The sequence below is a fragment of the Methylocella sp. CPCC 101449 genome (genome assembly GCF_031921685.1).
Taxonomy (GTDB): domain Bacteria; phylum Pseudomonadota; class Alphaproteobacteria; order Rhizobiales; family Beijerinckiaceae; genus Terripilifer.
Map to the genome: position 1 here is coordinate 42,883 of NZ_JAPDHU010000004.1, position 26,080 is coordinate 68,962.

24 protein-coding genes and 1 pseudogene are annotated in these 26,080 nt (G+C 62.5%); 10 read left to right on the forward strand and 15 right to left on the reverse strand.

All coding sequences use genetic code 11. The features are described 5' to 3' along the window. Positions 1 to 68: 68 nt before the first annotated feature. Positions 69 to 1,052 (forward strand): tripartite tricarboxylate transporter substrate binding protein, encoded by a 984-nt coding sequence (locus tag OIM99_RS24840; protein ID WP_311853209.1) that lies wholly within the window; start codon positions 69 to 71, stop codon positions 1,050 to 1,052. A 66-nt stretch (positions 1,053 to 1,118) separates the two neighbouring features. On the opposite strand, the gene OIM99_RS24845 is transcribed toward OIM99_RS24840, so the two are convergent. The 4 genes from OIM99_RS24845 to OIM99_RS24860 all read right to left on the reverse strand — a co-directional run bounded on the left by OIM99_RS24845 (position 1,119) and on the right by OIM99_RS24860 (position 5,477). Next, positions 1,119 to 2,201, reverse strand: coding sequence for a mandelate racemase/muconate lactonizing enzyme family protein (locus OIM99_RS24845; RefSeq protein WP_311853210.1), 1,083 nt, complete (start codon positions 2,199 to 2,201; stop codon positions 1,119 to 1,121). A 248-nt stretch (positions 2,202 to 2,449) separates the two neighbouring features. After that, positions 2,450 to 2,962: an aromatic-ring-hydroxylating dioxygenase subunit beta gene (locus tag OIM99_RS24850; RefSeq protein WP_311853211.1), complete on the reverse strand. Its 513-nt coding sequence runs from the start codon at positions 2,960 to 2,962 to the stop codon at positions 2,450 to 2,452. Then, entirely contained in the window at positions 2,959 to 4,266 is a 1,308-nt protein-coding gene (locus tag OIM99_RS24855; protein WP_311853212.1) for an aromatic ring-hydroxylating dioxygenase subunit alpha, read from the reverse strand. The genes OIM99_RS24850 and OIM99_RS24855 overlap by 4 nt, the downstream gene beginning before the upstream one ends. A gap of 191 nt (positions 4,267 to 4,457) precedes the next feature. Then, positions 4,458 to 5,477, reverse strand: a complete 1,020-nt coding sequence (locus OIM99_RS24860) for a tripartite tricarboxylate transporter substrate-binding protein (protein ID WP_311853213.1) — start codon at positions 5,475 to 5,477, stop codon at positions 4,458 to 4,460. 206 nt (positions 5,478 to 5,683) lie between these two features. On the opposite strand from OIM99_RS24860, the gene OIM99_RS24865 reads away from it, so the two are divergent. Both OIM99_RS24865 and OIM99_RS24870 read left to right on the forward strand, forming a co-directional pair. After that, positions 5,684 to 6,703: a hypothetical protein gene (locus OIM99_RS24865; protein WP_311853214.1), complete on the forward strand. Its 1,020-nt coding sequence runs from the start codon at positions 5,684 to 5,686 to the stop codon at positions 6,701 to 6,703. 47 nt (positions 6,704 to 6,750) lie between these two features. Next, positions 6,751 to 9,069 carry a xanthine dehydrogenase family protein molybdopterin-binding subunit gene (locus OIM99_RS24870; RefSeq protein WP_311853215.1) on the forward strand — a complete coding sequence of 773 codons (2,319 nt, stop codon included), beginning with the start codon at positions 6,751 to 6,753 and terminating at the stop codon, positions 9,067 to 9,069. 59 nt (positions 9,070 to 9,128) lie between these two features. On the opposite strand, the gene rdgB is transcribed toward OIM99_RS24870, so the two are convergent. The 4 genes from rdgB to OIM99_RS24890 all read right to left on the reverse strand — a co-directional run bounded on the left by rdgB (position 9,129) and on the right by OIM99_RS24890 (position 12,419). Further along, positions 9,129 to 9,770: an RdgB/HAM1 family non-canonical purine NTP pyrophosphatase gene (gene rdgB / locus OIM99_RS24875; protein ID WP_311853216.1), complete on the reverse strand. Its 642-nt coding sequence runs from the start codon at positions 9,768 to 9,770 to the stop codon at positions 9,129 to 9,131. Continuing rightward, a complete protein-coding gene (rph, locus tag OIM99_RS24880; protein ID WP_311853217.1) occupies positions 9,771 to 10,484 on the reverse strand; it encodes a ribonuclease PH in 714 nt (237 codons plus the stop codon). Between the two features lie 139 nt (positions 10,485 to 10,623). After that, complete coding sequence (locus OIM99_RS24885) at positions 10,624 to 11,565, reverse strand: PfkB family carbohydrate kinase (RefSeq protein ID WP_311853218.1); 942 nt, start codon at positions 11,563 to 11,565, stop codon at positions 10,624 to 10,626. Beyond that, entirely contained in the window at positions 11,565 to 12,419 is an 855-nt protein-coding gene (locus OIM99_RS24890; RefSeq protein WP_311853219.1) for a prephenate dehydratase, read from the reverse strand. Before OIM99_RS24890 ends, OIM99_RS24885 begins: the two co-directional genes overlap by 1 nt. A gap of 155 nt (positions 12,420 to 12,574) precedes the next feature. Between OIM99_RS24890 and OIM99_RS24895 the strand changes: the two genes are divergently transcribed. Beyond that, complete coding sequence (locus OIM99_RS24895) at positions 12,575 to 13,933, forward strand: amidohydrolase family protein (protein ID WP_311853220.1); 1,359 nt, start codon at positions 12,575 to 12,577, stop codon at positions 13,931 to 13,933. Here the strand turns inward: OIM99_RS24895 and OIM99_RS24900 are convergent, their stop codons facing one another. Continuing rightward, positions 13,934 to 14,563, reverse strand: a complete 630-nt coding sequence (locus OIM99_RS24900) for a glutathione S-transferase family protein (protein WP_311853221.1) — start codon at positions 14,561 to 14,563, stop codon at positions 13,934 to 13,936. 201 nt (positions 14,564 to 14,764) lie between these two features. Here OIM99_RS24900 and gshB point away from each other — a divergent pair, with 201 nt between their 5' ends. Further along, entirely contained in the window at positions 14,765 to 15,712 is a 948-nt protein-coding gene (gene gshB / locus OIM99_RS24905) for a glutathione synthase (protein WP_311853222.1), read from the forward strand. 84 nt (positions 15,713 to 15,796) lie between these two features. Further along, positions 15,797 to 16,204 (forward strand): hypothetical protein, encoded by a 408-nt coding sequence (locus OIM99_RS24910; RefSeq protein ID WP_311853223.1) that lies wholly within the window; start codon positions 15,797 to 15,799, stop codon positions 16,202 to 16,204. A 30-nt stretch (positions 16,205 to 16,234) separates the two neighbouring features. Here OIM99_RS24910 and OIM99_RS24915 read toward each other — a convergent pair whose 3' ends face one another. Beyond that, entirely contained in the window at positions 16,235 to 16,651 is a 417-nt protein-coding gene (locus OIM99_RS24915) for a VOC family protein (protein ID WP_311853224.1), read from the reverse strand. Between the two features lie 64 nt (positions 16,652 to 16,715). On the opposite strand from OIM99_RS24915, the pseudogene OIM99_RS24920 reads away from it, so the two are divergent. The 3 genes and pseudogenes from OIM99_RS24920 to grpE form a co-directional block, all read left to right on the forward strand. Further along, positions 16,716 to 16,840, forward strand: a pseudogene (locus OIM99_RS24920) (transposase); the annotation flags it as partial. A 361-nt stretch (positions 16,841 to 17,201) separates the two neighbouring features. Beyond that, complete coding sequence (locus OIM99_RS24925) at positions 17,202 to 20,057, forward strand: [protein-PII] uridylyltransferase (protein ID WP_311853225.1); 2,856 nt, start codon at positions 17,202 to 17,204, stop codon at positions 20,055 to 20,057. Positions 20,058 to 20,111: 54 nt separating this feature from the next. Next, a complete protein-coding gene (gene grpE / locus OIM99_RS24930) occupies positions 20,112 to 20,708 on the forward strand; it encodes a nucleotide exchange factor GrpE (RefSeq protein ID WP_409371564.1) in 597 nt (198 codons plus the stop codon). Positions 20,709 to 20,725: 17 nt separating this feature from the next. On the opposite strand, the gene OIM99_RS24935 is transcribed toward grpE, so the two are convergent. The 5 genes from OIM99_RS24935 to OIM99_RS24955 all read right to left on the reverse strand — a co-directional run bounded on the left by OIM99_RS24935 (position 20,726) and on the right by OIM99_RS24955 (position 24,969). Then, positions 20,726 to 21,346: an alpha-ketoglutarate-dependent dioxygenase AlkB gene (locus tag OIM99_RS24935; RefSeq protein WP_311853226.1), complete on the reverse strand. Its 621-nt coding sequence runs from the start codon at positions 21,344 to 21,346 to the stop codon at positions 20,726 to 20,728. Between the two features lie 28 nt (positions 21,347 to 21,374). After that, positions 21,375 to 21,995 (reverse strand): 2,3-bisphosphoglycerate-dependent phosphoglycerate mutase, encoded by a 621-nt coding sequence (locus tag OIM99_RS24940; protein WP_311853227.1) that lies wholly within the window; start codon positions 21,993 to 21,995, stop codon positions 21,375 to 21,377. A 27-nt stretch (positions 21,996 to 22,022) separates the two neighbouring features. Beyond that, the gene (gene dapB / locus OIM99_RS24945) at positions 22,023 to 22,829 is read right to left on the reverse strand and encodes a 4-hydroxy-tetrahydrodipicolinate reductase (protein ID WP_311853734.1); all 807 of its coding nucleotides are present in this window, start codon (positions 22,827 to 22,829) and stop codon (positions 22,023 to 22,025) included. A gap of 433 nt (positions 22,830 to 23,262) precedes the next feature. Beyond that, positions 23,263 to 23,973 (reverse strand): orotidine-5'-phosphate decarboxylase, encoded by a 711-nt coding sequence (gene pyrF / locus OIM99_RS24950; RefSeq protein ID WP_311853228.1) that lies wholly within the window; start codon positions 23,971 to 23,973, stop codon positions 23,263 to 23,265. Between the two features lie 111 nt (positions 23,974 to 24,084). Continuing rightward, positions 24,085 to 24,969, reverse strand: a complete 885-nt coding sequence (locus OIM99_RS24955) for a methyltransferase domain-containing protein (protein WP_311853229.1) — start codon at positions 24,967 to 24,969, stop codon at positions 24,085 to 24,087. A gap of 186 nt (positions 24,970 to 25,155) precedes the next feature. Here OIM99_RS24955 and OIM99_RS24960 point away from each other — a divergent pair, with 186 nt between their 5' ends. Continuing rightward, complete coding sequence (locus tag OIM99_RS24960) at positions 25,156 to 26,061, forward strand: FAD-dependent oxidoreductase (RefSeq protein ID WP_311853230.1); 906 nt, start codon at positions 25,156 to 25,158, stop codon at positions 26,059 to 26,061. The last annotated feature ends 19 nt before the right edge of the window (positions 26,062 to 26,080 follow it).

Sequence of the window (26,080 nt, forward strand, 5' to 3'; positions counted from 1 at the left end):
ACCGTAACGACGCTGGACGTACGCATCACGACATAGTAGGTCCACGAGGATACTAGGGAGGGTTTTAAATGGATCGTCGTCGTTTTCTGCAATTGACTGCGTCTTCGCTGGCCATGTCAGGCAGCGGCATTGCTTCTTCAGTGGCGCAAGCGCAATGGCCGACGAAGAACATCACTATGATCGTGCCGTTCACGCCGGGCGGCTCGACCGACATCCTGGCGCGGCTGATCGGTCAGCGCTTCACGGAAGCCTGGGGGCAGGGCGTTGTCACTGAAAACCGCCCTGGTGCTGGCGGTGCCGTTGGCAGCGTCGCGCTGGCGCGTTCGCCGGCCGATGGCTACACGGTCGGCATGGGCCATATCGGCACGCTGAGCGTCAATCCTTCACTTTATTCGAATTTGCAATACGATCCGATCAAGAGCTTCGCACATATCAGCATGCTGGCGCGGGTCTACAACGTGCTCGTCGTGCATCCCTCGCTGCCGATCAAGAACGTGCGCGAGTTCATCGAATACGCGCGCCAGAATCCCGGCAAGCTCAACTACGGCTCCGGCGGCAACGGCAGCGCGGCGCATATCGCCACCGCCGCTTTCATGGTCGCGACCGGCACGCAAATGACGCATGTCCCGTATCGTGGGACATCGCCGGCGGTGGCCGATCTTCTCTCCGGCCAGATCCAGTTCATGATGACCGGCGGTCCCGCCGTTCTGCCGCACGCCCGTGCGGGCACCATGCGCGCGCTCGGCGTCTCCGGTCCCAACCGCTTGAAGTCGGATCCGGATATTCCGACGATTGCGGAAGCGGGCGTGCCGGGCTTCGATGCGACCCAGTGGTATGGCATGATGGCGCCGACGGGAACGCCCGATGACATCGTCACCAAACTGACCAAGGAAGTGCACGGTGCCTTGGGCTCGAAGGCGATGCAGGAAGCGCTGGAACGCGACGGCGCCGAGGCTTGGCCGACGACGCCGCAGGAATTCCGCGACATCATTGCCAGCGAGACCAAGCGCTGGGCCGAGATCGTCGAGAAGGCCAAAATCAAGGTCGAGTGATCTAAAGCAAACCGCGTTTCGATAGAAACGCGGTTTTGCCTAGAACCTCATATTTCGAGGCATTTTTCAACCAGGGAAAGGCGCTTGCACCGCAAGCGCCTTTTTCGAGAGCGACAGGCCATGGCCCGGCGCCGCCGTCGCGCTCATCGTCCCGTCCTTGGCGATCTCTGGCAGCCCATCGAACATCGGTTCGAGCAGCGGAAATTCCTCCAGCCAGCGTACCGCCGGAGATGCGGCGGCGAGATGGACGAAGAGCCCGGGCAGGAAGTGCGGGCTCACCGAAACGTCGAAAGCCTCGGCGAGAACAGCCAGATCGAGCGATGGCGTCAGGCCGCCGATCATCGCGAGATCGGGCTGCACGACGCTGACGATACCTTCGGCGATGAGAGCGGTGAAATCGCGCAAGCCTTGCAGATGCTCGCCGGTAGCGATGGGCGCGCCCGCCATGCGGCTGAGCACTTTATAGCCATGCAGCGCGCTTGCCGGCAGCGGCTCCTCGACGAACAGCACGTCATTGTCGCGCGCATGGGCCATCAGCCATTGCGCCGCCGCCAGATCGCATTTCTCATTGGCATCGAGCATGACATGGGCGCGATTGCCGATCGCCTGACGCACGGCCGATATCACCTCCACATCCTTGCGCACGCCAGCGATACGCGGCTTGACGGCGCCCAGGCCACGCTTCACGGCTGCCTCGGCAACATGGGCGGCCTCTGCCGCCGACTGCACGACGTTGAAGCCACCGCTGCCATAGACCGGCGTGGCGCGGATCTGGCCGCCCATAGCAACGCCCATCGGCAGGTTCTGGCGCCGGGCATGGAGGTCCCAGGCGGCGACATCGACGGCGGCGAGGCCGACGAGATTGGGGCCGAGGCCCGTGCGGTTGAAACTCTGGGAAATCTTCTTCCACAAGGCTCGTGGCGCCGTGGCTGGTTGTCCGCGCACGAAACGCGCCAGTTGCGCATCGGCCGCGCGCAAAGCCAGTTCACCGCCGCCGCCCAGCACATAGGAAAATCCCAGGCCCGTCGCGCCATCGCTGTCGACGAGTTCGACGACGATCATATCGACAGCCGCGACGCCGGAGCCGCCGACAGCCTGTTCAAGCTTATAGGGAACGAGACTGGCGCTCGCCTGTTCGATCGTCGTCATAGTGGTTGTCTTGCCCCGTTATGGCGTTTTCCGTTTGATGGACATATCAAACGCCACAAACGAGAGTCCAGTTGTCATTCCCGACGCGCCGCAGGCGCGAGCGGGAATCCAGAGCGCGCGGTGAAGCGTTGCATCACCGTAGCGCATGACCTTCCATCTCGCGCGAGCAGCATTTTGCCACTGGCTCTGGATCCCCGCTCAGCCGCTGCGCGGCTGTCGGGGATGACACAGAGGTTTCGACCATTCTTTTACAGAATAAAGCTGACCGAGCCCAGCCGCCCCAGTTCGTGGGCGTGCAGGAATACGCGCCGCTCCTTGATGCGAAACTGATCGCCATCCTTGCGCAGAATATAGCGATACGTGCCGACATAACTGAATTCGCGCTGGAAGCGGCGATAGCGATAGCACACGAAATTGGCGGTTGCCGTCACCAGGTCGCCCTCGACTTTGAGAACGCGGACGTTGGTGATCAGCCGGCAGGTGCGCGACTTCGGAAATTCCGCGTGGCAGTTCGGGTCGAGCACACGGATGATGCGCTGGCGAATACGCTCGCGATCATCGGAAATGATGTAGAGCGTATCCTTGTGCGAGCCGTCGAGGTCATCGTTCGGCGGCACGTAATAGGTCGCATCGTCAGCCAGCAGCGCTTCCCATTCCTTGAGCTTCCACTCATCGAGCAGGGCGGCTTCGTGATAGAAGAAGTCTTCGACTTCCGCGCGGGTGACTTTCACGTCCGCAAGAGTGTCGGCTTGCGCGCTCATGCCTGCGCTCCCGTCATCAGCTTGTTCCAGTGGCGCCAGAAGGTGCGCAGGTGATGCTCGTCACTGTTGAGCTGCTCACCCTCGCGGCCGAAACCGCGTGACATTTCCGACCAGCGATCGTCCGACCAGTTGGCGAGGCCCTGCTGCACCAGTTCGAGCGCTTCGACGTCATCTGGCGTGGCGAAGCCGCCGGGGCCATAGAAAGTGAGGAAGGCATCGAGCCGGCGCGCCCGCGCGCTTTCGCTTTCTTCCACGGGGCCGAGCGCCCAGGCGGTCACCTGCATCTTGTTCGCCCCATCTGGGAAGAAGGTGCGGATGGTGACGGACGAGCCGTCGTTGATGACCAGATTGGGGAAAATGACGAGGTTGCGGTTGGTGTCGGCGACGCGTCGCGCCCGATCCTCGCCGAGGCGTTCGACGAGCTCGGCACGGATCTCCGTCATTTCGGCCTTAGCGCTTTCGCCATAGAGCGGGATCCAGGCGGCGACGGGACGGCCACGGAAGTTGACGTTATCGGTGGTGAAATGGCCGTTGCCGAGATCGAAAGCAAAGCCGCGCGTCGGCAGCACCAGGTCCTTGTCTTTCGGCGGTTCCACCTTGACGCCGGAATTGGCCATGAAGTTCAGCCAGGTCGAATGGGTGGTCGGCAGGTGATAGTCGTCGACGCTGTTTTCGACCATCAGTTTCCAGTTCGCCTGCACGTCATATTCCTGCGTGCCGTGCAGAACTTCCATTTTGCCGGACGGCGACTGCTCGATGACGAGATCGATGTAATCGGTCGCCTTGCCGAGATAGTCGGTGAGCGCCGGCGCATCGGCGTCCAGGCACATGAACCAGAAATCGCGATACTGTTCGAAACGAGCCGGCGATTTCAGTCCGAGGCCGCTGGTGTCGAAATTTTCGATATAGGCTTCGTCGCCCGGGATGCGGGCCAGCGAGCCGTCGTTGTTGTAGATCCAGCCATGATAGACGCAGCTGAAGCGGCGGACGTTGCCATGGCGTTCCGTGCACACCAGCGCGCCGCGATGGCGGCAGGTGTTGAAGAAGCAGCGCACCTGGCCCTTGCTGTCGCGTGCGAAGATGACGGGGCGGCCGGCGACGCGGCGGGATTGGAAGTCGCCGTTCTTTTTCAGTTCCGATCCGTGGCCGACATAGATCCAGCATTTCGCAAAGATGTTCTTGATCTCGGCGCGTAGCACATCCTCGGAGACGAGCGCTTCGCGGTCGAGCAGGAACACACCCTTCTGCGGATCGTCGACGACGAAGGATCGCGGTTCGTTTCTGGACGTTTCCATCGTGGGCATATTGCACCTCTTGATCTTTAGGCTCAGGTCGCGCCGGAGAAGCACATTCGAGGGCTTCGCCGGCGTCGTCCTGCGCGATGTCGGCCCAGCGGGTCGACATCGAAGATCAGCATCTAGGTGCGGAGCGATAGCAGGTCAACTTTTGCCGTTTTCGGCCATTTTCTCTGCACAATTGTGCATGCTCTCCACACCTATTCGGCGGCCAGAATTTTCTCCATCCGCGCGACGATGTCTGGCGAAACGCCAATCACGTCGGCGACGATTTTCTGCACCACTTCGCCGCTGGCCGGATCGAAATCCAATTTGGCCTTTTCGACTTCGGCGAGCAGGTCGGGATCCTTCATCGCCGCCATGAAAGCTTCACGCAGCGCCTTGATGCGATCGGCGGGCACGCCCGGCGGCGCCATGAACGCGCGGCCGATGTCGGCGCTGCTCGCGGCGAAGGCGAGCAAGGCACGGTCGGCATCGTTGCTGGCGAATTCGGTCACTGCCGGCACGTCCTTCAGGTCTTTCGAACGTTCCAGCACATATTGAATGGAGACCGCGGCTTTCTTGCCGGTCAGCCAATCCATGCGCGTTGTCTTCATGGTGTTCCACGATGTGAGCGCCGAGTCGGTTTCGCCCCGCTCCATGGCGAGCAGGCCGTCGGTCGAGCCCGGATAGCCGCGGATGATCTTGAACTTCGTGCCGGCCAACGCATTGAGCAGCTTCGGATAGCTTTCCGACGGCGAGCCCGGGCCGGTGCTGGCGGTCGGCACTTCGACCTCCTTCATGCCTTGCATCGTCGTGCCTTTGGTGCGCGTCGAGACGACTTGCACTTCGATGTTCGATGTGGCGCGGCCGATCCAGTTGAACTCCGCCGTCTTGTATTGAACGGCCTTGTTCTTCAGCGCTTCTTCCTGCGCAATGGTTTGTGCCACGATCGCCATGGCGGTGCCGTCCTTTGGCGCCACGCGATAAAGCCAGTTGGCGGCGGTCAAGGAGCCAGCGCCCGGCATGTTCGAAGCGATTACCGTTGGCTTGCCCGGCACATATTTGCCGAGATAGCGCGACAGCATGCGGCCGAACAGATCGTAGGTGCCGCCGGGCGAAAAGCCGATGGTGACGGTGATGGTTTTACCGGCAAAAAATTGCTCGGGCGATTGCGCCATTGCCGGGCTGACGCCGACGAGACCGGCAAGAAGGATTCCTCCCAAACCCAAAGATTTCATTTTTCTTCCCCTCAGAAGCCGTTTATTCGGCGGTATTGAGAATGACGCGCTATAGGACAGCTTCGATATCGTCCGCAACCCGGCATTATCATGCAGATATTGCAAGAAGCTACGCTTTGACGCAGCGATCTGCTTGCCTATATTGCGTCGCAAAACATTGAAAGCCATTCCAAATCACGGCTTTCGCATAAAGGGGAGGAATAAGGATGACGCGTGGAAAATGCGCTTACCGGACCTTGGCTTTGATCTTTTTGTCCACGGCCGCGGGCGCTGCGCAGGCCCAATCACCGGCGGAATTCTACAAGGGCAAGAATGTCAATGTGCTGATCGGCACCAGCGTCGGCGGTGAATATGATCTGCATGCGCGGCTCGTCGCCCGTTTCATCGGGCGCTATATTCCGGGCAATCCGGTAGTCGTGCCGCAAAACATGACCGGTGGCGGCGGTGCCAAAATGGGCGCCTATCTGGCGGAAGTCGCCGCCAAGGACGGCACCAACATCGGCATGATGGCCAATAACTTTCCGGCCATGCAGGCCGCCGGTGTCGATCTCATCCGCTTCGATCTCGGCAAGTTCAACTGGATCGGCTCGATCTCGCCAACCGTCGAAACGATGACCGTTTGGAAGTCCGCCGGCGTCAACACCATCGAAGAAGCCAAGTCGAAGGAAATCATTGCGGGTGCCACGGGCAAGGGCGCGATCACCTATACGTTTCCCGGCATGCTGAACGAGTTTCTCGGCACCAAGTTCAAGATCGTCTCGGGCTACCCCGGCGGCAACGATATCAATCTGGCCATGGAACGCGGCGAAGTGCAGGCGCGTAACAACACGTGGTCGAGCTGGAAAGTCACCAAGCCGGAATGGTTGAAGAACGGCGACATCAAAGTGCTCGTCTACGCCGGCCCGCGCCAGGCTGATCTCAAGGACGTGCCGATCGCCTCCGATCTGGTCAAGGACCCTGATACCCGCCGCATCGTCGATCTCATCACCTCCGGCACCAAGCTCGGCCGGCCGCTCGCCACCAATGGCGGTGTCCCGGCGGACCGGGTGGCGGCCCTGCGCGAGGCATTTGACAAAACGATGCAAGACCCCGATTTCCTCAAGGAGGCGGCTCAGTCCCGGGTCGATGTCGATCCGGTACGGGGCGTCGATATGCAAAAAGTTGTCGCGGACGTTTTGGCCACGCCCAAGCCTCTTGCGGAGCGGGCCAAAAGTTTGATCGAATAGTAAAAAGGATTGGGCAAACAATCCTAGGGTTTCAATAAGGGGACAGCATGTCGTCGAAGTTTAATGGCCGTCGCGAGGATTTTCGCCTGGTGACGGGGCAGGGGCGTTATACGTCCGATTGGTCGCTCCCGCGTGAAGCCCATGCCTGTTTCCTGCGGGCCGACCGGGCCCATGCCAAAATCCTGTCGATCGACGTCGAGGCGGCTCTGGCCGCTCCCGGCGTCTTGACGGTGATTACTGGTAAGGACGCACGCGAGGCGGGCCTCGGCCCCATCCCGAACATGGTGCGTTACCCCGGCAAGGGCGGGATGAAGCTCATCGAGACCGGGCGCGACGTCCTGGCCATTGATCGGGTGTTGTTCGTCGGCCATAGCGTCGCCATCGTCGTCGCCGAGACGCAGCTCCAGGCAATGGATGCGGCTGAACTGATCGCGGTCGAATATGAGGATCTGCCGGTCGTCGTCGGTGGCCGCGAAGCGCTCAAGCCCGATGCCCAGCAGCTTTACGATCACATCCCCAACAACCTGGTCTTCGACTACGAATATGGCGACAACGCCAAGACCGACGAGGCTTTCGCCAAGGCCGATCACGTCACCAAGATCACGGTCGAAGCGCCGCGTATCGTCGGCAATCCGATGGAGCCCAAGGCCTGTCTCGCCAGCTATGACGCGAAGAAGGACATGTACGATGTCTATGCGCCGTCGCAGGGCCTGACCATGATGCGGCCGGGCTTGTCGGCGGGTACGGGCGTGCCGCAGGAAAAAATCCGCTTCCATGCCTGGGATGTCGGCGGCGGTTTTGGCGTGCGCAGTGAAGCCTATTCGGAATATTGCGCTTGCATGCTCGCTTCCAAGCAGATCGGTCGGCCGGTGAAATGGGTGGCGACGAGAGCCGAGACGATCCTCAGCGATCACCACGGCCGTGGCGCCATTCTGTCGGGCGAACTGGCGCTCGCCAAGGATGGCAAGTTTTTGGGGCTGCGTATCGAATGGATCGTCGATTGCGGCGGCTATCTGTCAGGCTCCGGTCCGCTCACCAATACGGCGGGGCCAAGCTCCAATCCAACGAGCGTCTATGCGATTCCGGCGGTCTATGGCTTGCATCGCCTCGTCGTCACCAATGCGACGCCGACCTGCCCCTATCGCGGTGCTGCGCGCCCGAATGTCGTCTATCTTGCCGAACGGCTGATCGAGGAAGCGGCGCGCGAAACAGGCATCGATCGGGTCGAGCTGCGCCGCAAGAACCTCATTCCGCGCAAGGCCTTTCCGTATAAGACGCCGACGGGAGCCACCTACGACAGCGGCGATCCGCCCGGTCTGCTCGCCGATGCGCTGAAAACCGCCGACTGGAAGGGCATCGCCAAGCGCCGCAAGGCGGCGGAGAAGCGCGGCATGCTTTTCGGCGTCGGTCTGTCGGTGTTCATCGAACCGTCGGGTGGCGGCGGCGTTCCGCGCGAAGAAGCGGCGATCAAATTCGGCGAATCCGGCAATCCGGTCATCTACACGGTGTCGGGCCCGTCGGGCCAAGGCCATGAAACGGTCTATCCGGAAATCGTTGCCGCGGAACTCGGCATCGACCCGGAACAGATCACGCTGCGCTTCAGCGATCCCGATGGTCCTGATCTGAAGGGCTCCGGCAGCATCGGCTCGCGCGGCGTCATGAACCACGGTGGAGCGTTGACGGTCACGGCGCGCGAGGTGGTGCGCAAGGGCAAGGAATTCGCCGCCAAGCACCTGGAAGCCGCCGAAATGGATATCGAATTCGACAAGGGCACCTATCGGGTGCGCGGCACCGATCTGTCGATCGGTCTCGTCGAATTGGCCAAGACCTTGGCCAATACTTCGGCAAAGAAGGATGAGAATCCCCTCGACACGCTCGATGGTGTTCCCGTCAGCCTGTCCTTCCCCACGGGCGCGCATATCGCTGAAGTGGAGATCGATCCGGCGACGGGGATGATCGAGGTGGTGAAATACGTGGCTGTCGACGACTCCGGTGTCATCATCAATCACACCTTGGCCGAAGCGCAATTGCACGGTGGCCTGATGCAAGGCATGGGGCAGGTGCTGGGTGAAGTGATCACCTATGGCGAGAGCGACGGCCAGCCGGTGCAGGGCAGCTTCATGGATTACTTCATGCCGCGCGCCGATCTCTTGCCGCAGCTCGAACTGGTGGATCGGCCTGTGCCGAGCCCGACCAATCCGCTCGGTGCCAAGGGCGTTGGCGAAGCCGGCGCCACCGGTGCCGTGCCCACCGTGACCAATGCGGTGATCGACGCACTGCGGCCGCTCGGCATCAATGCACTGGAAATGCCCTATACGCCGCACCGCGTTTGGGCCGCGATCAATGCCACGGGCAAATATAACTGAGCCAAAACAAAAGCCCCGGTGCAAAACCGGGGCTTAATTATTTTAGCGGTGCCGGAAGGCTATTTCAGGCACATCCGCGCCAGCTCTTGAAACGCGCGCGCCCGATGCGAAAGGGCTTGCGATCCATCGGCCGGAATGCCGTGCTTCTCCTCCGACGACATCTCGCCGAACGTTCTCGAATGGCCATCGGGCAGGAAGAACGGATCATAGCCGAAGCCGCGCTCGCCGCGCGGCGGCCAGACGATTTCGCCGAACACTTTGCCTTCGACGGTTTCGACATGCTGGTTCGGCCAGGCGACCGCCAGGGCTGAGACGAAATGCGCGCGTCTCTGGCGCGGCAGGGTCGCACCCTTGTCGCGCATCAACCCGTCGATCTTCGTCATGGCGGCCTTGAAGTCGCCCGCTTCGCGCGCCCAGCGCGCCGAATAGATGCCGGGATCACCGCCCAGCACATCGACGCACAGGCCTGAATCGTCAGCAAAGGCGGGCAGGCCGGTCGCATCAGCCGCCGCTTGCGCCTTGATGATGGCATTGGCGATGAAGGTGTCGCCGGTTTCATCCGGCTCCGGTAGTCCAAGCTCGCCCGCCGAGACCACTTCGACGCCATAGAGCGCGAGCAGTTCGCGCATCTCGTTCAGCTTGCCAGCATTATGGGTGGCGATGACGAGCTTGCCGGCGATCTTGCGATGATCGTCGCTCATTCAGGCAATCGCCTGCTTCTGCTTTTCGATCAGGCTGGCGATGCCCTGCTTGGCGAGCGCCATCATCTGCTGCAATTGCGCCTCGTCGAAGGGCGCGCCTTCGGCGGTCGCCTGCACTTCGACCAGATGGCCCTTGCCGGTCATGACGAAATTGGCGTCCGTCTGCGCCGCCGAGTCTTCCGCATAATCGAGATCGAGCACCGAGACGCCGTTGGCGACGCCGCAGGAAATAGCGGCGACATGATCGCGCAGCGGCATGTCGCGGATGATCGAGCGGCCATGCATCCATTTCAGGCAATCATGCAGCGCCACCCAGGCGCCGGTGATCGAAGCGGTGCGCGTGCCGCCATCGGCCTGCAGCACGTCGCAGTCGATGGTGATCTGGCGTTCGCCGAGCGCTTGCAGATCGACGACGGCGCGCAAGGAGCGGCCAACGAGGCGCTGGATTTCCTGCGTCCGGCCGGACTGCTTGCCCGAGGTCACTTCGCGGCGCGTGCGCGTGTGCGTCGCGCGCGGCAGCATGGCATATTCGGCCGTCACCCAGCCGCGACCCTGGCCGCGCAGCCACATCGGCGGCTTGTCTTCGAGCGAGGCCGCGCACAACACATGCGTTTCGCCAAACTTGATCAGGCAGGAGCCCTCCGCATAGCGCGCAACACCGCGCTCGATGGACACAGCCCGCATTTCATCAGGCGCACGCTTGGATGGACGCATAAGAATTCCCCTTCGAGCAAATCGCCCGTCTCAAGACGTGCGATTTCGCCGTTTATGTCTGTTTTGACGCCTTTTTGTCGGCAAAACACTCTGGTCGGCGCCTTTCCTAACCCATGCGGACGGGCGGGAAAAGGCGTTTTCAAAGCTCGTGCGACCAGGGCGGTTCGCTGCCGCGCCGCGTGCAGGTGAGCGCCGCGACCTTGTTCGCCTGCGCGAGCCAGCGGCCGACGGCGTCGGGATCGGGGTTCAGCCGGCAGGAACCGAGCCGGTTTTCGCCCCTCAGTGCGGCAAGAAGTCCCGCGGTGAAACTGTCTCCGGCGCCAACCGTATCCACTACCGTGACGTGCGGCGGTACGCAGGTGATCGATCCACCCGTCCAGGTTGCCGTCGCGCCCGTGGCGCCGCCGGTGATGACCACGAGTTCGGCACCCAGCGCCAGCCAGTGCCGCGCCACCTGTTCCAGTGGTTGATCGGGATAAAGCCACGCGATGTCCATGTCGCTGGCCTTGGCGAGAGTGCAGGCTTGAATGCGCGCTTCGACCAATCGCACGGTCTCGCTTCGCTCCGGCATCAGCGAAGGGCGAATGTTCGGATCGAAACTCACCGACATCCGCTCGCGGGCCGCGTGCATGGCCGCCAGTGCGCGCTCGCCTTGCGGGCCGAGCAGGCAGCGGAAGGAGGCGGCATGCAGATGGGCGATGTCGTCCGGCAAAGGATCGGGCAGCGCGTCGCGCTCTTCATGCGCCGTGCCTTGCAGATAGAGCGTGAAATCGACCGCGCCCGTCGCCGCGTCGGAGCGTGCCAGGGCGATTGGCATCGGCTGGCGACTGCGTTGGCACCAGCGCAGACCGACATGGGCCTCTGTAAGCTTCTGCGCGAAGGCTTCGCCGTTGACGTCGTGCGCCAAGGCGCCGGCGAATTCGGTGGCGATGCCAAGCCGGCCCAGGGCCAGGGCCGTGTTGAATGAGGAGCCGCCCGTGGCGCTGTCAAACACCTTCGGATCGGCTGCCGTGGCCACGAGATCGAGAATGGCCTCGCCCATGACGAGAATGCTCTTCCCGTCCTGCGGCGACATCGTCATCAGTCGTTCTGCTGCTCGTTGCGGAACGCATGCGCCGGGTAGACGCCGAGAATGCGCAGCTCCGTCGTGAAGAACGTGAGTTCTTCCAGCGCCCGCTTCAGCGGCAGATCTTCGGGATGGCCCTGCACGTCGGCCAGGAACATGGTGGCGGAGAATTCGCCGTCGACCATATAGCTTTCGAGCTTGGTCATGTTGACGCCATTGGTGGCGAAACCGCCCAGCGCCTTATAGAGCGCCGCCGGCACGTTGCGCACGCGGAAGACGAACGTCGTCACCGTGTCGCCGTTGTTCGGCCGGGCCCAATCGGCGACGCGCGAGAGCACGACGAAGCGTGTCGTATTGTGCTTCTCATCTTCCACATCGCGCATCAAAATCTTCAAGCCATAGATTTCGGCGGCCAGCTCCGGCGCGAGCGACGCGCGCGTCAGATCGCCCGATTGCGAGACTTCGCGCGCCGAGCCTGCCGTGTCGACCGCCGTCACGGGCGTCAATTCAAGCTTGCGGATGATCTTGCGGCACTGCCCCAACGCATGGGTATGGCTGTAGACCGTGCGGATCGTCGCCAAGGTCGCATCGGGCAGCGCCATGAGCTGGAAGCGGATCGGCAGGAAATATTCGCCGACGATATGCAGGCCTGAGCCCGGCAGGAAATGATGGATGTCGGCAACGCGCCCGGCGATCGAATTCTCGATGGGGATCATGCCCAATTCGGCTGTTCCGTCGGCGATGGCGGCCAAAGCGTCTTCAAACGTATTGCAGGGAAGCGGTTCAAAATTCGGATACACCGCCCGGCAGGCAATGTGGGAATTCGCACCGGGTTCGCCCTGGTAGGCAATTTTCTTCGCTTTCGCCATTCGTTCCATCCTGCGGGCCAGCCAGGCCCACTCCGTCGTTTGCGGGCTGTCCTTAGCAGGTCATCCCACGAGACGCCACGTTTGCCGGTGTCACAGGGCTTCTGCTATCTCTGCGGCCCTGGGCCGCGCCGGCGGCCGCGCTCTGGGAGGAGTCGATGCGGGAATGGGTGATCCGGGGCGGAACCATCGTATCGATGGACGAGGGGCTCGGCGATCTGAAGGGCGACATCCTGGTCCGCGACGGCCGGATCGCCGCGATCGCACCGACCCTGGAGGCGCCGGCCGATGCGGACGTCATCGATGCGCGGGGCATGATCGTCATGCCGGGCTTCGTCAACGCCCATATGCACACCTGGCAGACGGGTTTGCGTGGTGTCGCCGCCGATTGGACGATCTCGCAATATCTGCGCGCCATCCATGCCGGCCTCGCCACCCATTTTCGCGCCGAAGATATTTACATCGCCAATCTCACCGGCGCGCTCAATCAGATCAATTGCGGTACGACCACTTTGGTCGATTGGTGCCACAACAATCCAACGCCTGGTCATACCGACGCGGCACTCGATGGCCTGCAACAGTCGGGCATCCGCGCCCTGTTCTTGCACGGCTCGCCCAAGCCCGATCCGAAACCCGGCCAGAAACATTTCAGCGAAGTGCCGATGCCGCGTGGCGAAGTCGAGCGGCTGCGCCGCGGACCGATGGCCAGCGACGATGCGCTCGTCACCATGGGGCTCGCCATTCTCGGGCCCGGTATGTCGGTCTATGACGTCTGCGATCATGACTTCCGCCTGGCGCGTGAACTGGACATGATCGCCAGCATGCATGTCAGCGGCCCGATGCTGACGCCTGACGGCTTCGAGCGGCTCGCCGCGTTGAGCCTGCTTGGCTCCCATCTCAATGTCGTCCACGGCAATGTGCTGACCGATGCGCAGCTTGATCTTCTGGTCGATGCGGGTGTCAGTTTCTCGGTTACGGCCGAAGTCGAAATGCAGATGAGTTTCGGCCGGCCTCTGACGGGACGGCTGCGTCGGCGCGGCGGCCATATCAGCATCGGCTCGGATATCGAGTCCGGCATGGCGAGCGACATGTTCACCGTCGCGCGGATGACCTTGCAGGCGCAACGTTTCATCGATGCGCTGGATAGTTTCTCCGCGCAGGGCAAGGGGCTGGCGGAAATTACCATTCCCTGCCGGGAGGCCTTGCGCTGGGCGACGATCGATGGCGCGCGCATGGCGGGGCTCGATCGGCGCACCGGCTCGCTCACGCCGGGCAAGCAGGCCGATATCGTATTGTTGTCGGCGCGCGATCCGAACATGCATCCGGTTGTCGATCCGGCGGCTTCGATCCTGTTGCAGGCTGGTGTCGCCAATGTCGATACGGTGATGATCGGCGGTGTGCTGCACAAGCGCGGCGGCAGGCTGCTCTATGGCGACCTGCCGCGGAAGCTCGATGAACTCGCACAGTCGAGCGCGCGCATCTTGTCGGACTTTAATCGGGCGCGCGCTGCTGCTTAGTTAGGCGGCTTGCGCCAAGCCCTGCATCTTGAGCATGTTCTGGACCGACGGGCGCTTGTTCATGCGCGCATAATGGGCCGCGACATTGGCGGGCATCGGCAATTTGACCCATTCCGCCACCCAGAACTCGAAGAAGTAGAGCGCGCAATCGGCGATGGTGAAATCGCCCATCAGCCAGTCCTTGCCGGCGAGCTGCTTGTCGAGCAAGGCGAGACCTTTCTCGACCATCTCGCGGCCCTGCGCTTTGATCTTGGGATGCTCGTCCTCAATGCTGCTGTAGCGCGCGGTGCGCCAGATGCGCGTCCAGGCCTGCATATGCAAGGTGGCGACGATATAGTCGATCGTCTCCAGGGTGCGCGCCAGTTTTTCCGGGTCGGTCGACAGCAGCTTCTTGTCCGGATTGGTCAGGGCGAGCCACACGGCGATGGCCGGAAATTCGGTGAGCGTGGAACCGTCGTCGCGCACCAGCACCGGCACTTTCGATTTCGGATTCACGGCCACGTAATCGGGCTGGTATTGCCCCTGGGCGGCAAAATCGACCTTTTTCAGATCGTAGGGCTTGCCGATCTCCTCGAGCAGGATGTGGATGCCCGTGGCGCAGGTGCCGGGGGCATAATAAAGCGTCGTCATACGTTTCCTCCGAAGCGGGATGCGGCGCCATTCTGGCCGGGCCGCCAGGGTCTGGCCAGTGCGAAATTGTTCAGATGGGGCCACGAGGGCGGGGCTCAGTCATGCGGGCCTTGCAGTTGACGCCTGGTGCGCCGATATGCGTTCTGTTCCCGGCGCGGTCGGTCCGCGCCTGTCTGTTGTTTTGCTCTGCCGGAGAACCGTATGCCGCTTACCGTCGCCGTCCAGATGGACCCGATCGAACGCATCAATATTGCCGGCGATTCGACATTCGCTTTGCTTCTGGAAGCGCAAGCCCGCGGTCACGAACTGCTCTATTACACGCCCGATCGTCTTTCCATGGTCGGCCAGAGCATCGTCGCCGACGCCCAGCCGCTGCAGGTGCACGACGAGGTCGGCCATCATTTCACTTTGGGCGATCGCCGCCGCACCGATCTTGGCAGCGAGGTGGATGTCGTGCTCTTGCGCCAGGACCCGCCTTTCGATCTCGCCTATATCACCACGACCCATCTGCTTGAGCGCATTCATCCGCGCACCCTCGTGGTCAACGATCCCGCGAGCGTGCGCAATGCGCCGGAGAAACTGTTCGTCATGCAGTTTCCGCAGCTCATGCCGGACACGCTGATCACCCGCGAGCGCGATGAGATCGAGGCCTTCCGTCGCCAGCACGGCGACATCGTCATGAAGCCGCTCTACGGCAATGGCGGCGCCGCCGTTTTCAAGATGGCGCAGAAGGATCCGAATTTCGGTTCGCTGTTCGATCTCTTTTCGGCAACGTTCCGCGAGCCGTGGGTGGTGCAGCGCTTCCTGCCGCGCGTCACCGAAGGCGACAAGCGTATCATCCTGGTCGATGGCGAAGCGCTCGGCGCCGTCAATCGCGTGCCGGCGGAAAATGACATCCGCTCCAACATGGTGCGTGGCGGCGCGGCGCGCGAAACCGATCTTTCGCCGCGCGAACGGGAAATTTGCCAGACCATCGGACCGGAGTTGAAACGTCGAGGCCTGATTTTCGTCGGCATCGATGTGATCGACGGCAATCTGACCGAAATCAACGTCACGTCGCCGACGGGTCTGCGGGCCATCCGCAAGCTCGGCGGCCCTGATCTGGCCGCCGCCATCTGGGACGCCATCGAGCGCAAGCGGGGCGGTTGAGCGCGTCGCGAACTGAAACCTGTTCCGTCGCAAGAGTGAGTCGCGGTGGCGGATTTCAGGTGTATTTGCGAAATGGAGAGCCAGGTGAAAACCGATTGGAATCTGATCCGGGCAATGATGGGCGCGGCGATTGATGCCTGTGAGCGGATTGAGGCGGCCGGCTACACAGAAAACGATCGAGACGCGGCCATAGATATTGGTGGCCAGCAGGTCAGCGTCCATGATTTTCTTGTCAGTGCTTGGACGCTGCCGGAGAACCTTCGTTATCAAATCATCCGCGAGCGCCACGACCAAGCGGCAGACCTTCCTTATGTGCCAGAGACAGCCCGCGTTCTCGTTGCAACCGCACAGGCGAGCGCGGAGCTCATCGGCGCCGGCGAAATGACTCCAGCCGGAGATGGCATCCAGAAAATGATTCGATGGTTCGGCGATCATGCCGCGCCGAGTATCGAGCAAGCTGTTGCCGCTCGTCGTCTGTCGCGTAGCTCCTAGGTCGTGAACTCATAAACCGTCCCAGTTAAATCAATCGAATACAGTCACTCCCTTGGATGGGTTCTGGCGATAGTTAGCAAGTCTCGTTTCAAGTGACCCAATGTGGATTTCCAGCTTATGCCCGTCTGGGTCGAGGAAGTAGGTGGACGCCCCTTCGCTCTTGTCGTCCTTCCACACGACACACTCGGCAACTAAGCGCTTGCTCAGATCAACGTATTCTGTCTCGGAAACGCTGAAGGCAAGGTGAGTATAATCCGGATGTGGCGATGTCCTCGCCTCATCGTCATGAGACAGGCAAAGCCAGAGCGAGCCAGCCTCGAGATAGGCGCCATCTGACCAAACAGCACGAACGGCTAATCCGAGCAGGTCGCGGTAGAAGGTCAATGACCTTCCAACATCGGAAACTGCCAGCGTTATATGGTTCAATCCGGTTACACGCGCTTTCATCGTCCCACCTCTAGCCAAATGATGCTCGCTTCCATTCCGGACCGAAAGCTGTTTCATCAGCGGAATGAGCCGATATGACCTGACCGACTTCGAGTGGCGCGTGATCGAGCCGCTGCTGCCCAACAAGCCGCGAGGCGTGCCGATGATCGCCGCGCGCTGAACGGCATCTTCTGGGTGCTGCGGTCCGGTGAGTCTACGGCCTAATTGAGCGACGGAAGAGGAGCGTCAGAGGGATTAGAACAAAACAAGAACATTATTCCGCCAATCTTGCCTCGTATTTTGAACGCGATTCACCATGGCCAAGGTATAGGCCAAGGCATCGTGGGCAAAGGCATCGCAGATGGACGCAGAACCGAGGAGAACAGTTCAGGTCTTTGAGACCGGCGGCGCGCCGCCGGGTGGCCCGCCGCACCCGCAGGTTCGCCCCGGGAGGGGGGTGGCGGGCAATTCTGAGGAACAACCCCATGCAAGGGCCACTTTTCATCCTGCCCGCCATCTTGCCCGGCATTTTGGAGACGTTTCAAGGCCGTCCGTGCTATGGGTGGTTTCCATGAGCCTGACCGTTGTTCCGACCGAGACACCCCGTCGTCCCGCCCGTCCGCCGAAACTCGCCCATTCGCGTTCGGCCATTCTGGATCGCACGGCCCTGCAGGCCCGTTTGGACGCCATCGGGGCGGATTTGGGCGCCGATCGCGGCGCCATGCGCACCGCTGCCCTGGAGGAACTGCGTCAGGCGCTCACCGGCGGCCAGGCGGTCGTCCAGCGCTGGTTCGAGGTCGACGGGCAGGGGCTCAAATGCGTCCATCACCTCGGCTGGCTTGAAGACGAGATCATCCGCGCCATCCACCATTTCGTCACCACCTGGATGTATCCGGCCGAAAATCCCTCGACCGCCGAGCGGATCGCCATCGTTGCCGTCGGCGGCTATGGCCGTGGCACCCTGGCGCCGGGCTCCGATATCGATCTCCTGTTCCTGCTGCCCTACAAGCAGACCGCCTGGAGCGAGAGCGTCATCGAGGCTGTGCTCTATCTGCTGTGGGACCTGCGCCAGAAGGTCGGCCATGCCACCCGCACGGTGGCCGAGTGCCTGCGCCAGGCCATGAGCGACATGACCATTCGCACCGCTTTGCACGAAGCCCGCTTCATCCTCGGCGATGAAGCTTTGTTCGAGGATCTGCGCACCCGCTTTGATAAGGAAATCGTCAGCAAGACGGCGCGCGAATTCGTCGCCGCCAAACTCGCCGAGCGCGATTCGCGTCTGTCGCGGTCTGGTGGCGCCTCGCGCTATGTGGTCGAGCCCAACGTCAAGGAAGGCAAGGGCGGCCTGCGCGATCTCAACACGCTCTTCTGGATCACCAAATACGTCTATCGCGTGCGCGATATCGCCGAACTCGTTCCGGCCGGCGTGTTCACCGAACGCGAAATTCTCACCTTCCGCCGCTGCGAGGAATTCCTGTGGCGGGTGCGTTGCCACCTTCACTATGTCTCGGGCCGGGCGGAAGAACGCCTGACGTTCGACTATCAGCGCAACATCGCCGAGCGGCTGGGCTATGTCACCCATGCCGGTCTCTTCGACGTCGAACGTTTCATGAAGCACTATTTCCTCATCGCCAAGGACGTCGGCGATCTCACCGCCATCGTCTGCGCCGCGCTTGAGGAGCGGCAAGCCAAGCCGCGCGCTTCGCTCAACCGCTTCATGCGCAAATTTCGGCGCCGCGCCGATGCGCTGGAGTTTCCGGGCTTCGCCATCGAAGTCGATCGCGTCACCGTCGCCAACGACAAGGTCTTCGAGACCGACCCGGTCAATCTCATCCGCCTCTACTGGCTGGCCGACAAGCATCGTCTCGCCATTCATCCCGATGCGACGCGCCGGGTTACCCTATCGTTGAAGCGTATCGATGCGGCAGTCCGCGAAAATCCGGAAGCCAACCGGCTGTTCGTCGAAATTCTGATGTCGCGTCATGCGCCCGAAACGGTGCTGCGCCTGATGAATGAATCCGGCGTGCTCGGCCGCTTCATTCCCGATTTCGGCCGTATCGTCGCGATGATGCAGTTCAACATGTATCATCACTACACTGTCGACGAGCATCTCATTCGCTGCATCGGCATTCTCTCGCGCATCGAGTCCGGTGAGCTTGTCGAAGATCATCCCGTTGCCAGCGAAATTCTGCCGGTCATCCACAATCGCAAAGTGCTCTATGTCGCGCTGTTCCTGCACGACATCGCCAAGGGCCGCCCCGAGGATCATTCCATCGCCGGTGCCGAAGTGGCACGCAAACTGTGCCCGCGTCTGGGCCTCAGTCCATCCGAGACCGACAATGTCGCCTGGCTGATCGAGCATCACCTCGACATGTCGAACGTCGCGCAGGGTCGCGATCTGTCCGATCGCGGCACCATCGAAAGTTTCGCCAAGCCGATCCAGACTTTGGAACGCTTGCGCATGCTGCTGGTGCTCACGGTCTGCGACATCCGCGGTGTCGGCCCCGGTGTGTGGAACGGCTGGAAGGGTCAGTTGCTGCGCACGCTGTATTGGGAAGCCGAGCCGGTGCTGTCGGGCGGCCATTCGGCCATCGATCGCAAGCAGCGCGTCATCCGTGCGCAGGAAGAATTGCGCCGCGCGCTCTTGTGGTCCGATCCCGATTTCGAAGCCTATGCGGCCCGCCACTATCAGCCCTATTGGCTGAAGGTCGATCTCAAACACATGGTCCGCCACGCCAATCTGTTGCGCCTGTGCGAGGTCGAGTTGCGCTCGCTCGCCACCGAATATGCCACCGACAAATTCACTGGGGTGACCGAACTGACGGTGGTGGCGCCCGACCATCCGCGCCTGCTCTCGATCATCGCCGGTGCCTGCGCCGTATCGGGTGCCAACATCGTCGATGCGCAGATTTTCACCACGACGGATGGCCTGGCGCTCGATTCCATTTCCATTCGCCGCGCCTTCGACGACGATACCGATGAACTGCGCCGCGCCGCGCGGGTCGCCGCCACCATCGAGAAGGCCCTGCGTGGCGAAATCCGTTTGGGACAGGTGGTCGCGGAGAAAAGCGAGGCGCCGAAGAGCCGCGAGAAGGCGTTCCGCATCGAGCCGGAAGTCGTCATCGACAATGCTTTGTCGAACCAGTTCACCGTTCTGGAAGTCTCGGGCCTCGACCGGCCGGGCCTGCTGTTCGAGCTCACGTCGCAACTGTCAAAGCTCAACCTCAACATCGGGTCGGCGCATATCGTCACCTTTGGCGAAAAGGCGGTCGATTCCTTCTACGTCACCGATCTCACCGGCCTGAAAATCACCAATGCCAGCCGGCAGGCGGCGATTCGCCGGCAATTGACCGAGATTCTCGGGGCGCCGGAGGCCACGGGCCGGCCCGGTGGCCGGAAGGCGACGCCAGAAGCAGCAGGAGCTTGATTTTTCGGCTCAGGACCCCGATATCGGGGGTAATTCCCTTATTTTGAGAGAGCTATGACCGATCCCCAGACGAACCCGGCTATGCCGGGCGAGGAACCGCAGGACCAGACGAATCCAGAGGCCGGCCAGCCCGATCCGTTCGTCGTGCTGGAAAAGCTGACGGCGGAAAATGCCGAGCTGAAGGACCGGACCCTGCGCACCCTCGCGGAGATGGAAAATCTCCGCCGCCGCACCGAAAAGGAAGTCGCCGATTCGCGCGTCTATGGCGTCACCAATTTCGCCCGCGACATGCTGACCTTCGCCGACAATCTGCATCGCGCCGTCGAATCGGTTCCAGCCGAGGTCCGCGCCGCCGCCGAGGGGCCGTGGAAGGCCTTGATCGAGGGCATCGAAGTGACGGAACGCGATTTCCAGTCGCGGCTCGCCAAGTACGGCGTGAAGAAAATCGACCCGAAGGGTGAGAAGTTCGATCCGAACATGCATGAAGCCCTGTTCGAAATGCCCGATCCCTCCGTTCCCGCCGGCACCGTGGTGCAGGTAATGGAGGCCGGCTATTCGATCGGCGAGCGTTGCCTGCGCCCGGCCAAGGTCGGCGTCTCCCGTGGCGGCCCGAAGGCGGCGGCGGAGCCGAGCGACGCCTCAGCCAAGTAATCTCGGGCCAAATAATTTCAGACCAACGGCTGCGTGACGCGCCGCATCGTCAGGTTGATGCGGCCGCCATCGCTGAGCAGGGTCGACGTATCGGGAAGAATCCGGTCGACGCCGTGAAAGATGAAGCGCGACGCGCCGCCGATGACGAGCACGTCGCCCGAATGCAATTTCAATGATTTCGTCCGCCCGCCGCGCTGCTCGCCGCCGAAGCGGAACAGGCACGAATCTCCCAGCGAAATCGAGACGACCGGCGCATCATGCGCCGCTTCGTCCCGGTCCTGGTGCAGGCCCATGCGGGCGGTTCCATCATAGAAATTGATCAGACAGGCTTCCGGCGGCGCCGGATAGGCCGCGGTCTCGCGCCAGGCTTTTAGGATGAGATCGGGAATGGCGGGCCAAGGCTCGCCCGTCACCGGATGGCGCGGCTCGTAGCGATAGCCGCGCTCCGCATCCGACATCCAGCCCAACGTCCCGCAATTGCTCATGCGCACCGAAAAGGCTTTGCCGGTGCGCGGCATGCGGGGCGTGTAGAGCGGGGCGGCGCGCAGGCAGAGGCGCAATTGCTCCACCAGCGCGACCTGTTCGTCCCGGCTGTAGAAGTCGGGGAAGTAATGGAGGCCGTCGGCGATCTCGTTCATGGCTGATCGCCTTGGTTGCGAGATTCTGTCAGGCCTTCAGAACAACCTTCGATTCCACCGTGGAATCCGCCTTCAGCCGATAGACCACCGGCACGCCGGTATCGAGTTCGATGCCTGGAATCGTTTCCGGCGTCGCCTTTTCCAGCACCATCAGCAAGGCGCGCAGCGAATTGCCATGCGCCACCACCAGCGTGTTCTCGCCGCGCAGCACGCAGGGCAGAATTTCCTGGTTGTAGTAGGGCAGGGCCCGCGCCAGCGTATCGCGCAGGCTCTCGCCACCCGGCGGCGGCGTGTCGTAGGAACGGCGCCAGACCATCACCTGCTCGTCGCCCCACTTCTGCGCCGCCTCGGCCTTGTTGAGGCCGGCGAGATCGCCGTAGTCGCGTTCGTTGAGGCGCATGTCCTTGGTCATTGCCAGGTTCGGCGTGCCCATCGCTTCAAGCGCCAGACGCGCCGTGTGCTGCGCGCGCGACAGGGCGGACGTGAACGTGTGCTGGAAGGTCACCCCATGGGCCTTCAGCCGTTCGCCGGCGGAGATGGCTTCCTTCACGCCGACTTCGGTCAGCGCCGGATCCTTCCAGCCGGTGAACAGGTTTTTCAGGTTCCATTCGCTCTGGCCGTGGCGCAGGAGGACGAGAATGCGATCCATCAGATTTCCTCGCAGATTTTCTTGATGTCAGAGGTCGGAAAGGCCGAGCACGTCGGCCATGGTGTAATGTCCGGGCTTCTGGGTGCGGCCCCAGAGGGCGGCGCGCACCGCGCCACGGGCGAAAATGCCCCGGTCCTCGGCCTTGTGGGTGAGGACGAGCCGCTCGCCGGGACCGGCGAAAATCGCGTCATGGTCGCCGACCACCGTACCGCCGCGCAGCGAGGCAAAGCCAATATCGCCGTCCTTGCGGGCGCCGGTGTGGCCGTCGCGGCCACGGGCCGAATGTTCGGCGAGCGCGACGCCGCGTCCCGCCGCCGCCGCCTCGCCCAGCATGAGCGCCGTGCCCGAGGGCGCGTCGACTTTGGCGCGGTGGTGCATTTCGACGATCTCGATGTCGTAGTCTTCGCCCAAGGTCGCCGCGACCTTCTTCACCAGGCCCGCCAGCAGATTGACGCCGAGGCTCATATTGCCAGAGCGGATGACGACCGCATGCCGCGCGGCGGCGTCGATCTTGGCGATATCCTCGTCCGAAAGCCCCGTCGTGCCAATCACATGGACGATCCGGGCCTGCGCCGCGAGACCCGCCAGTTGCACGGTCGAGGCAGGACCGGTGAAATCGATCACGCCATCGGCTTTCACAAGCGTTTCAAGGGGTTCGCCGCTGATCGGCACGCCGATCTCGCCCAGCCCCGCAAGGACGCCGGCATCCTGGCCGAGCGCCTTCGATCCGGCATGCTCCAGGGCCCCGACCAATTGCGCGCCCTTGGTGGCGTGGATGATCTGAACAAGTGTCCGTCCCATACGCCCGGCGGCGCCGGCGACCACCAGCCGCATGTCGCTCATCGAAATCCTCGCAAGTCAAACTATTGGCGGCTCTATAGCGGGGTGGGCCGCGAATGGCCAGCCATGGGCTCGGCAGCGGGCGTTCCGAGCCCTATTTTTCAGGCCATATTTCGCGGGATTTTTAATTGTCATCGCCCTGTGATGCATCCGCGCTAGCCCTCTGGGGCCGCAAGCGCCATTGTCCCCCCCCCCGGCGCGTCTCCCCAAGTGGCAATCTTGTCGCCGGGCACGCCGATGGCCCGGCGGCTTTTTTTGTGGCGGCTGTTCGAGCCCCCGTCATTGGCCCTCAAAATGAATCGTTAGCCGTCATGATTCGGCAATAATCACCCGCTACGGTTACGACAGTTGCAGAGAGTGCTTGTCGCTTTTTGCAGCGGGACGCCGGGCCGGATGTACGCCCGGCGTTATCATTTTCAGGGGGCGCCTACGCGACGGCGCCCTCGATTTCCTTGACGATGGCGCTGGCTGCGGCGCGTGGATCGGCCGCCTGCGTCACCGGACGGCCGATCACCAGATGGTCGGCGCCGGCCTTGATTGCCTGAGCTGGCGTCATGACACGCTTCTGGTCGCCAATGTCGCTGCCGGCCGGGCGGATGCCCGGCGTCACCAGCAGCATCTGCGGGCCGAGCTGGGCGCGCAGCTCCTGCACCTCCTCAGCCGACAGAATGAGGCCGTCGATGCCAGCCTGACGCGCCTGTTCGGCGCGCCGCCGCACCAGATCCTTGACGCCGAAGGCATAGCCGGCATTGGCGAGATCGCTGTCGTCGTAGCTGGTCATGACGGTGACGGCGAGCAGACGCAGCGGCCCGCCTTTCAGCGCGGACTGGGCGGCCTTCATCGTCTGCGGATAGGCATGGATGGTGAGCAGGTTTGCGCCGAGTTCCGCGACCTGCGCCGTGGCGCGTGCGACCGTATTGGGAATGTCGTGCAATTTGAGGTCGAGGAAGATTTTCTTGCCCTGCGCGGAAAGCTCCCGCGCCAGGCTCAGCCCCCCGCCGTAGGTGAGTTCCAAACCGATCTTATAGAAGCTCACCGTGTCGCCGAGCGCCTCGACCATGGCGCGTGCTTCTGAGACCGAGGGGAGATCGAGGGCGACGATCAAGCGGTCGCGTGGCGTGATGCTGCTGGCGGACACGAAGGCCTCCTGCGGTGTTCGAGCGGGGAATGGGATGCGCCGTCCCATACGCATTTATGCGTGGAAACGCTAGCCTTCAGGCCGAAATAACGGTGCCCTAAGAAGGAAAAGCTAGGATTTGCGCGACTTGCGCTTGCCGTCGCCGAGGCGCCGCAGCAGCGCCAGGGCGGGCTCGTCGCGCATCTGCACCGTGCGGCGTTGCAGATCGAGTCGCACCCGATCCTTGGCCAGGCGGATTTCCGTCTCGATCCGGTCGCGCGTGTCGAGAATCTCGTCTTTCACGCGTCCGGTGCCTTCGCGCAGTTTCGAGATCATGGCGACGGCAGGATGCGGGCGCTTGGCTTTCGCACCGGCGCTGGCCGGGCGGTAGACCCAGACGCGCGCCGGGGGAATGTTGAGCAGGATCGGCTGCGAGGCCTCGGCCTCGAAGGCCACGGGGCGGCAGCTTTTGGGCCGGCGCGGCACCGGCGAGACCATGCCATAGGTGAATTGAATGAAACGGCCGCCGGGGCTCAAAAGCGCGAAAGCATCGCTGACCAGCGTGCAGCGATCCTTCTCCGGACGGTTGAGCAGCGGCAGGCTGGAGACGACAGCCGCGATCGGCTCGTTGATGAGGCCGGACAGGGTCGTGTCGAGATCGTAGGCATCGCCCTGAATGACGGTGGCGCCCGGAAAGCGCCGTTCCAGCAGGCGGCAGAAGGCCGGATCGTATTCGACGAGAATGAGCCGGTCGGCGGGAACGCCATGTTGGATGAGCGCCTGCGTCACCGGGCCAGTGCCGGGTCCAAGCTCGATGATCTTGCCGGGGATCGACGTGTCGACATAGCGCGCCATGGTCCGCGCCAAATATTTGCCCGACGGCGAAACGGCGCCGGTGGAACCGGGGTTCTCAAGCCAGGCCTTGATGAAGCGGGCTTCATCCGAGAAGCGCTCGTGAAGAGACGTCTTCGGGCGCGCCCTTGATGCGCGTTCCTGATCGTGATGATTGTGACGCAAAACGACCTCGAGGCTTCCTGCCCAGTTCCTAAACGGCGGTATAACTCGCGCACTCCGATGGCAACGTCAAGAAAGCGTCACATCTTCCGGTTGTCCCGAGGTTAATCCCAGAAGACCGGAAAAATGCGGCGGGAGTGGGTGTGGGTGGGCGGAAGCGCGAAAAGAATGTGATTCTGGAGGAATTTGATGGAAAAATACGACATTGCGGTCCTTGGAGCTGGAATCGCCGGGCTTTCGGCGGCCATGTGGACCGCCCGTTACGGCCTCAAAACGGTTGTGATCGACCGGATGGGCGCCGGCGGCCAGATCGTCACCGCCAGCAGAATCGACAATCTGACAGGCCTGCCCCAGGGCATTTCCGGCTACGATCTGGGGCCTCTGGCCTTCGAACAGGCGGAGGCCGCCGGGGCCGAGTTCCGTATCGATGACATCGAATCCGTCACGCCGTCGCAGACGGGCGTGTCGATCGCCTGCGGCGGGGATGCAATCGAAGCGCGCGCGGTCATCGTGGCCCTGGGTTCCACGCCGCGTCCGCTTGGCGTGTCGGGCGAGACCGAATTCGCCGGCCGTGGCATTTCCCACTGCGCCTCGTGCGATGCGCCGCTCTACAGCGGCAAGCCCGTGGTGGTGATCGGTGGGGGCGACACGGCCCTCGATGAAGCATTGGTCCTGGCAGACAGTTGCAGTTCGGTGCTGGTCCTCGCGCGTGGTTCGGAACTGCGCGCGCAACGTTTTTTGATCGATCAGGCGCGGGCCAAATCGAACATCGACATTCGCCTGAACACATCGGTCGAACGGATCGTTGGCGATGCCGGTGTCACCCATGTGATTGTCGATGGCGCGCAGGAGATTGCCTGCGAGGGCGTGTTCATCTGCGCTGGGACATTGCCCAACAGCAGCCTTTTACGAGAGTTGGTGAAAGTCGATGCCGATGGCCATATCGAGACCGATGTCATGATGCGCTCATCACATCCGGCGATTTATGCGGTGGGCGACATTCGCAGTCAGTCGGTTGGCCTGCTCGCCGCCTGCGCCGGTGATGGCGCCACTGCGGCCACGGCGGTCTGGCGATCCTTGAAAGCCGGCGCATAGATGCGCGGCGTGAAATGCG